The organism is Rhizobium indicum, assembly GCF_005862305.2.
Lineage (GTDB): Bacteria > Pseudomonadota > Alphaproteobacteria > Rhizobiales > Rhizobiaceae > Rhizobium > Rhizobium indicum.
Genome location: NZ_CP054021.1, coordinates 1,294,454 through 1,305,580, shown reverse-complemented (window position 1 = coordinate 1,305,580; position 11,127 = coordinate 1,294,454). Strand labels below are relative to the sequence as shown.

General features: G+C 61.8%; 10 protein-coding genes. 6 read left to right on the top strand and 4 right to left on the bottom strand.

Annotated elements, in window-relative coordinates:
* Positions 1-1,284: an alpha/beta hydrolase gene (locus FFM53_RS06465; protein WP_138387769.1), complete on the top strand. Its 1,284-nt coding sequence runs from the start codon at positions 1-3 to the stop codon at positions 1,282-1,284.
* 67 nt (positions 1,285-1,351) lie between these two features.
* Positions 1,352-1,990, top strand: a complete 639-nt coding sequence (locus FFM53_RS06460; RefSeq protein ID WP_138387768.1) for a TetR family transcriptional regulator — start codon at positions 1,352-1,354, stop codon at positions 1,988-1,990.
* 18 nt (positions 1,991-2,008) lie between these two features.
* Here FFM53_RS06460 and FFM53_RS06455 read toward each other — a convergent pair whose 3' ends face one another.
* Positions 2,009-2,476: a cupin domain-containing protein gene (locus tag FFM53_RS06455; RefSeq protein WP_138387767.1), complete on the bottom strand. Its 468-nt coding sequence runs from the start codon at positions 2,474-2,476 to the stop codon at positions 2,009-2,011.
* A gap of 444 nt (positions 2,477-2,920) precedes the next feature.
* Here FFM53_RS06455 and FFM53_RS06450 point away from each other — a divergent pair, with 444 nt between their 5' ends.
* Positions 2,921-3,739: a sugar phosphate isomerase/epimerase family protein gene (locus FFM53_RS06450; protein ID WP_138387766.1), complete on the top strand. Its 819-nt coding sequence runs from the start codon at positions 2,921-2,923 to the stop codon at positions 3,737-3,739.
* Between the two features lie 311 nt (positions 3,740-4,050).
* Here FFM53_RS06450 and FFM53_RS06445 read toward each other — a convergent pair whose 3' ends face one another.
* Positions 4,051-5,094, bottom strand: coding sequence for a zinc-dependent alcohol dehydrogenase family protein (locus FFM53_RS06445; protein WP_138387765.1), 1,044 nt, complete (start codon positions 5,092-5,094; stop codon positions 4,051-4,053).
* A 247-nt stretch (positions 5,095-5,341) separates the two neighbouring features.
* On the opposite strand from FFM53_RS06445, the gene FFM53_RS06440 reads away from it, so the two are divergent.
* Positions 5,342-6,229, top strand: coding sequence for a branched-chain amino acid aminotransferase (locus tag FFM53_RS06440; RefSeq protein WP_138387764.1), 888 nt, complete (start codon positions 5,342-5,344; stop codon positions 6,227-6,229).
* A 194-nt stretch (positions 6,230-6,423) separates the two neighbouring features.
* On the opposite strand, the gene FFM53_RS06435 is transcribed toward FFM53_RS06440, so the two are convergent.
* Entirely contained in the window at positions 6,424-6,969 is a 546-nt protein-coding gene (locus tag FFM53_RS06435; RefSeq protein WP_138387763.1) for a hypothetical protein, read from the bottom strand.
* 166 nt (positions 6,970-7,135) lie between these two features.
* Positions 7,136-8,038, bottom strand: a complete 903-nt coding sequence (locus FFM53_RS06430) for a LysR family transcriptional regulator (RefSeq protein WP_138387762.1) — start codon at positions 8,036-8,038, stop codon at positions 7,136-7,138.
* Positions 8,039-8,176: 138 nt separating this feature from the next.
* Here FFM53_RS06430 and FFM53_RS06425 point away from each other — a divergent pair, with 138 nt between their 5' ends.
* Complete coding sequence (locus FFM53_RS06425; RefSeq protein ID WP_138387761.1) at positions 8,177-9,418, top strand: HlyD family secretion protein; 1,242 nt, start codon at positions 8,177-8,179, stop codon at positions 9,416-9,418.
* Between the two features lie 78 nt (positions 9,419-9,496).
* Positions 9,497-11,116, top strand: coding sequence for an MDR family MFS transporter (locus FFM53_RS06420; protein ID WP_138387760.1), 1,620 nt, complete (start codon positions 9,497-9,499; stop codon positions 11,114-11,116).
* The last annotated feature ends 11 nt before the right edge of the window (positions 11,117-11,127 follow it).

The window sequence follows — 11,127 nt, the reverse complement described above, 5'->3', positions numbered from 1 at the left end:
ATGACCACATCGCTCTCACTCCCTGGGCGCATTGCCCAGGGTCTCACCGGGTTTGGGTTCGCCAAGGCGATCGCTGCCCGCGTAGGCCGCGCTGTCCCGGTCCTTGTGGCCCTGTCACTCGTTACATCGGGTTGCGCCAACCGGGTGCAGGATGTCCTTCAGCCTCTCGCCGTGGCCCCGGCCGGCACGAGCCGGGTCACCATGCTGGTCGCCACGACACGTAAGCCTTCGGAGGATCCCGGCAAGCTTTATTCCGGTGACCGCGGGACGGCGATTTCCCTTAACAGCGTCGACATATCCATCCCGCCCGATCGGAACCGCAAGATCGGAGAGGTGCAGTGGCCGTCCCGCATGCCGCCCAACCCGCAAAAAGAGTTTGCGGTCACGCAGGTTGCCAAGGTGCAATCCGAGGGCCAGGCGTTCGACTGGTACCGGAAGAACCGAAACACGAAACATCAGGTCATCATTTTCGTGCACGGCTTCAACAACACCTACGCCGACGCTGTCTTCCGCTTCGCGCAGATCGTCCATGACTCGGGAACCGACGCCGCACCGATCCTCTTCACCTGGCCATCAAGGGGCCGTGTCTTCGACTACCTCTACGACAAGGAGAGCGCCAACTATTCGCGTCGCGCTCTGGAGGATCTGATCCTCCAGGCGGCGAAAAGTCCCGACGTCTCCGATGTGACGATCCTCGCCCATTCCATGGGCGGCTGGCTTGCGGCCGAGGCGCTGCGCGGCGTCGCCATGCGCGAGAAATCAATCCCGGCAAAGGTCAAGAACGTCGTTCTCGCATCGCCGGACATCGACATCGATGTGTTCCGTCGCCAGTTCACCGAGATGGGGCCGAAACGGCCGCACTTTGCGATCCTGACCTCGACACGCGACAAGGCGCTGGAGATGTCGAGCTGGCTATCGGGTGGCGTCAGCCGCGTCGGCGGATCCGATCTCAGACCTTACGCGCCTCTTCTCGACGAACTCGGCGTTTCCGTTATCGACACGAGCGCCATCGCGACGAACGATCCGCTCGGCCACAATGCCTTCGCCGACAGCCCGGAGATCGTGCGCCTGCTCGGGCGGCGGCTGGCAGGGCAGAGCCTCGAGGGCGGAAAGGCAAGCGTTGCCGATCAGATCGGGATGACAGCGGCCAATTTCGCCGGCTCGGCAGCGCGCGTAGCCGTTGCGGCTCCAGTCGCGGTCATCAGCCCGGAGGCGCGAGAAATCCTGAAGCGGGAACTCTCCTCGAATGAGGGGAAGATGGTGGATGGTCAGATTGCCTACTGATCGTCAGCCGCCTCGATCAGACGCCGTCTGAGACCCGTCCAGCATGCGGACCAGATAGGATTGGCAAATGGACGTTGGCACGACTGTAAGCGACCGGCCGCAGACTGGCTATATGTCCTCGATCATCGAAGCCGGCACGGCAGCGTGCCGGCTGTACGGACCCTCGAAAACAAACGTCGCCGATATCGCTCGACTGCTGGGGAAGTCGCCGGCAAGTGTGTACAAAATCTTCCCCTCCAAGGCGGCGATTTGGGATGCCATTGCCGGGAATTTCTTCGAAACTGATCTCACCTTCACCCCATCTGCCGGCGGCGAGCTCACCAGTGCGGCGAGCCGCCTGAAAGAAACCGCGCTCGGACAACACCGCCTGATGCTGCAGGCACGTCACGGCGACAGCCAGATGTTCAACCTCGTTGTTCTCGCCGCAGACGGCAGTTGGCCATCATTCAGAGACCATCTGAAGCGACTTCAGGCGTATATCGGGGAGCTCATTTCCACTGGCATCGCGACTGAAGAGTTCGTTCCGAGGAATGTTGACACGGCCGCTTCCTGCTTTTGCGCCTCAATCATCTCCTTATGGGACCCCAGAATTATTGGCGCTCTGCCTTCGAGCCACTGTGAGCTATCAGCCCATGAACTTGCATCTTTCGCAGTTGCAGCTCTCAGCCAAGTTGCCCCAGGCGAGGAGAGCATGGCCGCGGAATGACGCCCCCAGATGCGGTCGCTAGGCCGCGAGGATGGTGATCCCGTAAGCATTGGCGGCCGCGGTCATGCGGGCGATGGTCTCCGTCGAAGGGCTGGCCTTCGGAGGCTCGGTTGTGCCTTCCGCTTCGATGAATTCGGCCATGTCCCGATCGACGACCGCGGAAAAGACCACGGGGATGGTTCCACGGTTGGAATAGCCGTGCACCATGAAGGGCGGGATGGTGACGATGTCGCCGACGCTCGCTTCGATCTCTTCGGGGCCGCTGTCGCCCAGGCGCCAGATCGTCAGCTTTCCCTCGATGATGCGGAACACTTCCGGGCTCGCATGCGCATGTTTCGGCGTCCGGCTGCCTGATGGCACGGTGACGTCGAAGAGATTGAGCCAGGTTCCGCTGATTCTAAGCCGACGCTCGACCCGGTCGCCGAGGACGAAAAACCGCTTGGCCTCGTCGCTTGTATGCATTTTCACAAATGAGTTGGACATCATGTCTCTTTCTTTTTCTTACAGGGCTTCTTCTGATCGGCTTTTTCTTGCGGGCGCAGCCGTTAGACCTTTGCGCCGTCTTTGACAAGCCGCCCTGTTGTTGGGGGTAACATCGCCGAAGGCTTTCAAAGAAGCGCGCTGCATCGGCCGAAGCGCTGAACAAACGGCTCCGTTGCCAGGGGTTCAACGCCGCTCGCGCGCCACTGCGTCACGAGACTGTCGAGGCCGATATCGGTACTTCGGGGCGTTTCCGCAAGGTCCGTCAATGCCGCATCAGCTATGCGCAAATGACTGAGGCCGGAGGGATGCGAAAGGCTCGGCGCCTGTAATACCGCCGACACAGAAGGGGTGCATAGAACGCGGCGGCCGTTCTTGGCCTTCTCTAGGGCCGTCCTTCCACGCCGTCCCGGCATTCACTTTGATCATTCACATTGATGGAGCGCATCCATGTCCTCTCTTCCCGTCGTCGGCGCCGCCATGACGCTCGATGAAGTTGAACTTCACCGTGATTGGCTCTTCGAAAAGTCCCGCGATCTCGAATTGCAGAACTTTATCGATGCCGAGATTCTGAACGGCGACTGGGCGCCGCTTGCCGCCCGCACCAGGCGGCTTCTCGACGGTCATGGCGGCCGCCTCGGCATTCACGGCCCGTTCTGGGGCTTCACCATCGCCTCGGAAGATCCCGATATCCGCGCCATCGTCACTAGGCGCCTGCTGCAGGGGCTCGACGTCTGCGCCGTCATCGGCGCGACCCATATGGTCATCCACAGCCCTTATACGTCCTGGTCCTACAACAATCTCGACGACAATGCCGGCGCCCGCGAAGCCCTGGCCGAGCGCACGCACATGACGCTCCGCGACGCCGTCCGGCGCGCCGAGGATATCGGCTGCACCATGGTCATCGAGAACATCGAGGACAAGGATCCGCATATTCGCGTGGCGCTTGCCGAAAGCTTCAACTCGCCTGCCGTCGCGGTCTCGATCGATACCGGCCACGCCCATTATGCCCATGGCTATACCGGTGCGCCACCGGTCGATTATTACGTCAAGGCCGCCGGCAATCGCCTCCAGCATGTCCACCTGCAGGATGCCGACGGATATGCCGACCGCCACTGGAGCCTTGGCGAAGGCACCATCCGCTGGCATGCCGTCTTTGCGGCTCTCGCCAAGCTCGAAAGCAACCCGCGCCTCATCATCGAGATCAAGGACAAGTCGAAGATCCCGGCTTCTGCTGCTTTTCTCGCTTCGATTGGCGTGGCTGAATAAGGCCAGTTGCAAAACGAGAGGTCTGGGAAACACTACCTTATCGGAGCACTGAGGCTGCTATTCCCTCTTCTCCCCAGCGGGGAGAAGGTGCCCGTAGGGCGGATGAGGGGGCCACGCGGTACACCCTTCATTGCCCTTCGCTTGCCCTTCGCTTGCGCTCAGCGCATTCGCGGCTTCGCCGCTCACCCCCTCAACCGCCTGCCGGCACCTTCTCCCCGCTGGGGAGAAGAGACCCTACGCTGCGCCTCGCGTCTCTCTTTAGCCGCAGCAAGATACATCAGACGAAGTTGCTATTTGCTCGCTTCTGCGCTTCATGAAAACCGGGTAATCACGCTGATCCCCGTGGCTTCAGCCTTGTCGAGCGCCATAAGCGCCGGCACGGCCTCCTCAAGGCTGACCCGCCGTCCGATCAGCTTCTGCGGCGCGATCTTGCCGGCCGAAAGCATCGACAGCATGGCGTCGTAGCGCCAGGCCTGCATGCCGTGGCTGCCGTAGATTTCCAGCTCGTGGCCGATTACCTGCGCCATTGGGATCTGCGGCGTCGCGTGTTCACCGAGCATCAGCCCCACCTGCACATGCCGTCCGCGACGGCGCAGATTCTTGATCGAATTGAAGCAGGTGACGGGATGGCCGAGCGCGTCGATCGAGACATGCGCGCCGCCCTTGGTGATCTCGCGCACCGCCTCCGCCACGTCGGCGACACCTGACGCATTGACCGTCGCCACCGCTCCGCACTCCCGCGCAAAGGCGAGCTTCTCTTCCGAAATGTCGATGCCGATCGCATTTGCCCCGAGCGCGGTGGCAATCATGATCGCCGACAGGCCGACGCCGCCGCAGCCATGCACGGCGATCCATTCGCCGGGCCCGGTGCGCGCCTGATCGGCGACGGCGCGAAACGAGGTGGCGAAGCGGCAGCCGAGACTTGCCGCCGTCGCGTCGTCGATCGTATCGGGCAGGTGCACCAGATTGGTGTCGGCATAATCGATCGCCACATATTCGGCAAACGACCCCCAATGAGTGAAGCCCGGCTGGAACTGGTTCGGGCAGACCTGCTGGTTGCCGGAATGGCATTCGCTGCAATGGCCGCAGCCGGAAACGAAGGGCACGGTCACCCGGTCGCCCACCTTGAAACGCATCACGCCGCGGCCGGTGGCGACGATCCGCCCGGCAAGCTCGTGTCCCGGCACGTGCGGCAGGCGGATATCCGGGTCGTGGCCCATCCAGCCGTGCCAGTCGCTGCGGCAGAGCCCGCTGGCGCCGACCGATATGACGACACCGTCCTCTGTCGGTGTCGGATCGGCAACGGTGCGGATTTCGGGCGCCTGTTCGAAGGCTTCGTAGAACATGGCTTTCATCGGCGTTTTCCTTGCTGTCTATCCGCGATTGCGCCCATGATGACATGCGGCAGGCAGCCATTCCAACATTCCATTCCATCATTTTTGCTGATGCACCCATCGATGAAGCTGCCATCGCTGCGCACGAATATTGCGGCCTGGCGGCATTCCCCGGCATTTTCTTGCTTCCGTGTTTCCGCTCGGGATTTGTCCTTGACCCGGCTTGCCGCGGCGGTTTTTCCTTCTCCGGCTTCAGGAGGAAACCATCATGGCCGTCGATACAACACCCCGCTCAACCACCTGGACTCATGTCGATGGAGAATGGCTCCCCGGCAATCCGCCGCTGATCGGGCCGACCTCGCATGCCATGTGGCTCGGCTCCACGGTCTTCGACGGCGCCCGCTGGTTCGACGGCATCGCGCCCGATCTCGACCTGCATTGCCAGCGCATCAACCGCTCGGCGCTCGCCATGGGCCTGAAGCCGGTGAAATCAGCCGAGGAGATCGTAGCACTCGCCTGGGAAGGCGTTGCCAAATTCGATGGCGCCACGGCGATCTATATCAAGCCGATGTATTGGGGCGAACACGGCGCGCCCGGCAGCGTCGTCTCCGTCGACGCGGAATCGACCCGCTTCGCGCTCTGCCTGTTCGAGGCGCCGATGGGCGGCCATGGCGGCACCAGCCTGACCGTCTCGCCCTATCGCCGCCCGTCGCCGGAAACGGCGATGACCGAGGCGAAGACCGGCTCGCTCTATCCAAACAGCGGCCGCATGATCGCCGAAGCGCGCAGCCGCGGCTTCGACAATGCACTGGTGCGTGATCTGAACGGCAACGTCGTCGAGACCGCCTCCTCGAACGTCTTCATGGTCAGGGACGGCGTGGTGATGACGCCGGCCGCCAACCGCACTTTCCTTGCCGGCATCACCCGCGCCCGCGTCATCGGCCTGCTGCGCCAGGCCGGTTTCGACGTGCACGAAGCAACGCTCTCGGTCGAAGACTTCCTCGGAGCCGATGAGATCTTCACCACCGGCAACTACTCCAAAGTCGTCGGCGTCATCCGCCTCGACGACCGCAACCTCCAGGAAGGCCCGGTCACCCGCAAGGCGCTGGAACTCTACATGGACTGGGCCCACGGCAGGAGTGAGAGCGAAGAGTGAGGAGAGGTCCCGCGAAGCGGGAGCAATCGATCCAGTGAATCGATTGCAACGACGAACGCCCGAAGCGCAAGCGCAGGGCTGCAGCGGTTCGGCGGATCAGAGCCCAGCCCGCCCCTCATCCGCCTGCCGGCACCTTCTCCCCGCTTGCGGGGCGAAGGGGGATAGCCGCAGCCTCTCAGTTCCCGCAAGGGTCGTCAAAAGTACTCATCTCGCCTGTAGAAATTGCCGTAGAGGTGCGTCAGCACAGAATTGGCTGCCAATTTTTCTTCATCGCTGTCGCCATAAACCAGTTTGGGCGGATCGCTTTCGCTAAAGATGAGAGCGACAAAATGATTGTAACCCGCGCCGGCGATCCCTGTCGAAACGTCGCGCCCCTCAATGATCGTACCGTTCTGTGCAGAGCCACTCGCGGCTGCCGCCGCTTCGAAACGCGATTTATTGAAAATGACGTACCATAGCCAAGGATCGAACAAAGGCACGGTGATCATCGTCCCAAAACACACCGGAACAATGATGATAGCAATAAGACGACTCACCATTCTACGGATACGACGACGAAATAACGCGACTAATGCGCCGATAAACCAAACGAACACTATGCCCGCGACCGAGAGAAAGAGCAGCGGCCCACCCAATAGATCGAAGAGTCCTCGTAGCCCATTGGCCGAATCAAGCGGCCAAAAATCCAAGGCGCGATGGTAAGCTGCACACGCGGTGCCAAGAAAATCGGCGATGAGCATTCGCCGAACATTCCAAATGTCTATGGGCACAGCCGACACACCATCCTGTTGTTTTTCATAGTCGAATGGTGTCCAGCGAAGTCGAGGCATTTTTGGGGCCGAACGGCATTGCTGCCGAATTCCGCCGTGTTGCAGTGAAGGGTGACCTCCAATGTAAAATTCCCCCTCATGTCATCCACTTCCGATGTTCCGCAAATCTCTCCGCCAAGAGATCGATGAACAGCCGCACCTTCGTCGGCAGATGGCTGCGGTTGGGATAGACGGCGTTGATGTTGAACTCGATCGGCCGGTAGTCGGGCATGATCTTCACCAGCCGCCCTTCGGCGATGTCGTCGAACACGACGAAACTCGGCGCCAGGAAGATGCCCCGCCCGGTCAGCGTCAGGAAGCGCAGCATCTCGGCACTGTTTGAGACGACATTGCCGCTGATCTTGACGCTCTCCTTGTTGCCTTCGCCATCCTCGAAGCGCCAGTCGTCGCCATAGGGGTAATAGGCATATTGCAGGCAATTGTGATCGGCGACGTCGGTCGGCGTCTTCGGCATCGGATGGCTCTCGAAATAGGCCGGCGAGCAGACGAGCATATGGCGCCAGGGCGTCAGCTTGCGGGCGACGAGCGATGAATCCGGCGGCGGTACGGTGCGCATCACCAGGTCGTAGCCATCCTCGATCATGTCGACCATCCGCTCGCCGACGCTGAAATCGAGTGAGATCGACGGATAGAGCTCCATGAATTCGCTGACGACAGGCAGCAGGAAACGCACGATGGCGCTGCTGGTATAGACCTTCAGCGTGCCGCGCGGCGTCGTGCTCAGCGCGCCTGCCGTCCGGTCCGCCTCTTCCAGCTCGGCGAGGATCTGCAAAGAGCGCTCATAGTAATATTTGCCGGTTTCCGTCAGGCTGACCTTGCGTGTCGTGCGGTTGAGCAGTCGCACGCCGAGCCGGTCCTCCAGCGATTGCACGTGATTGCCGACCATGGTGACGGACATGTTGAGCCGGCGCGCGGCGGCGGAAAAACCACCGCATTCCACCACCCGGCCAAAGACTGTGAGGCTTGTCAGCCGATCCATATTGCCCTCGGATTATCCGCTGAGAGTTGATGATCCTTCCCGATTTAAGCAGATTATCAAAATAAATGTCAGGGTGCATTTTCCTTCGCATCGAACAGGGCCTCTCGCAGAGGAGGCCAACGGTGAAGGAGAATGACGATGGTCGAGTTGCCCCGCAAAGACGTTTTCGAAAGTGCGAGGGAGGCTGAGCAGATCTTGGCCGAGGAAGCCGCCAGGGCACCTGCCGCCGAGGCGCCCCCCATGCCTGTCTCTGAAGCGCCGGTCGCCGAAGCACCGGTCGCGGAAGCTCCCAAAAAGACCGGCCGCCGCATCGTCAAGCGCGCCGCCCTTGCCGCCGCGCTGCTTGCCGGCGTCGCTTTCGCAGGCGATTTCGGCTACCGCTACTGGACGGTCGGCCGCTTCATCGAATCCACCGACGATGCCTATGTGAAGGCCGATTACACCACTGTCGCCCCGAAGGTCGCCGGCTATATCAGCCAGGTGCTGGTCAACGACAATGACGCGGTCAAGGCCGGTCAGGTTCTCGCCCGCATCGACGACCGCGACTTCCAGGCCGCACTGTCGCAGGCGAGAGCCGATGTGAAGGCGGCCGAAGCCGCCATCACCAATATCGACGCCCAGATCTCCCTGCAGCAATCTGTGATCGAGCAGGCGAGGGCGACGATCGATGCCTCGCAGGCATCGCTGGACTTTGCCGTGTCCGATGCCGCCCGCTCGGCCCGCCTGATCACCAACGGCGCCGGCACCCAGTCTCGCGCCGAACAGACCCAGTCGGCCCGTGACCAGGCCGCTGCCGCCGTCGAGCGTGACCGGGCAGCCCTCGTCACGGCTCAGAATAAGGTGCCGGTGCTGCAGACTGAGCGCGAACAGACGGTTGCCCAGCGCGACCGTGCGGCCGCCGCCGCCCAGCAGGCAGAGCTGAACCTCTCCTATACGGATATCGTCGCCGCCGTCGACGGCACGGTCGGCGCCCGGTCGATCCGGGTCGGGCAGTATGTCACCTCGGGCACGCAGCTGATGGCGGTCGTGCCGCTGCATGCGGTCTATGTTGTCGCCAATTTCAAGGAAACGCAGCTGACCTATATCAGCCCCGGCCAGTCGGTCGAGATCAAGGTCGACAGCTTTCCCGATATCTCGATCAAGGGTCATGTCGACAGCGTTTCGCCGGCAAGCGGGTTGGAATTCTCACTGCTGCCGCCGGACAATGCCACCGGCAATTTCACCAAGATCGTCCAGCGTATCCCGGTCAAGATCGTCATCGACGACGAGGCTCTGAGCGGCCTGCTGCGCTCGGGCATGTCGGTCGAGCCCGAAATCGATACCAAGGCTGCCCAGACCTCCGCGGCAGCTAAGGAGGGATCATCCAACCCTGCTGGATGATCCTTTCCCTTTTTCCCGAATTATCACCCGGACCCCGTCATGAGAGAATTTTCCGCAAGAGCCGGAAGGAGATAGGTCATGGCCACTCTTCAGATCGCCGCCAACAGCAATGCGCTGGCGCCCCCCGCCGCTGCAGCGCCCGCGACACCTGCCGCCATGAGCCCGCTTCGCATGTGGGCAGCCGTTGTCGGCTCGACGCTGGGCGCCTTCATGGCCGTCCTCAACATCCAGATCGTCAATGCCTCGCTTGCCGATATCCAGGGCGCGATCGGCGCCGGCACGGATGACGGCGGCTGGATTTCGACCTCCTATCTGATCGCCGAGATCGTCGTCATCCCCTTGAGCGCCTGGCTGGCGCGCGTCTTCTCGCTCCGCAACTACCTGCTCACCAACGCCATCCTCTTCCTGATCTTTTCTGTTGCCTGCGCCTTCGCTGCCAATCTGCAGCAGATGATCATCCTGCGTGCCATTCAAGGCTTTTCCGGCGGCGTGCTGATCCCGATGGCTTTCACCATCATCATCACGCTGCTGCCCAAGGCCAAGCAGCCGATCGGCCTGGCCCTCTTTGCCCTTTCGGCCACCTTCGCACCCGCGATCGGCCCGACGATCGGCGGTTATCTCACCGAGAACTGGGGCTGGGAACATATCTTCTATGTCAACCTGGTGCCCGGTGCGCTGATGGTCGGCCTGCTCTGGGCCTCGCTCGACCGGGCGCCGATGAACCTAAAGCTGCTCGCCAAGGGCGACTGGCCTGGTATCATCACCATGGCGATCGGCCTGGCAGCCCTGCAGACCGTGCTGGAAGAGGGCAACAAGGAAGACTGGTTCGGCTCCGACTTCATCCTCCGCCTGTCTGTCATCGCCGCCGTCTCGCTGACGTTGTTCCTGATCATCGAGCTGAAAACGGCCAATCCGCTGCTGAACCTTCGCCTGCTGGTGCGCCGTAACTTCGGTTTCGGCATCGTCGCCAATTTCCTGCTCGGCATTGCGCTTTACGGCTCCGTCTTCGTGCTGCCGATCTATCTCACCCGCATCCAGGGTTATAATTCCGAGCAGATCGGCATGGTTCTCGCCTGGACCGGCATCCCGCAGTTGCTGCTGATCCCGCTGGTGCCGCAGCTGATGAAGCGTTTCGATGTCCGCCTGCTGATCGTCGTCGGCTTTGCCCTCTTCGCCGCTTCGAACTTCATGAACGTGCACATGACCGGCGATTATGCCAGCGACCAGCTGTTCTGGCCGAACATCGTCCGTGCCATCGGCCAGGCGCTCGTCTTCACGCCTCTCTCGGCGATCGCCACCGCAGGCATCGAGCGGGAGAATGCCGGTTCGGCGTCCGCACTCTTCAACATGATGCGCAATCTCGGCGGCGCCGTCGGCATCGCCTCGCTGCAGACTTTCCTGTCGAAACGCGAGCAGTTCCACTCGAACATCCTGACCCACTCGGTCTCGATCTTCGAGGAAGCCACCCGCGATCGCATCGCCAGGCTCACCGGTTATTTCATGCGCCATGGCGTCAGCGATCAGGCGCTTGCCGGCCACAAGGCCGTCGTCGCCATCGCGCTCAAAATACGCAAGCAGGCCAATATCATGGCCTTCAGCGATACTTTCTTCCTGCTCGGCGTCGCTCTGGTCGTCGCCCTGGTTGCAACCCTGCTTCTGAAAAAACCCGGTCAACTCTCCGGCGGCGGCGCCCACTAGCGCCGTGCGGC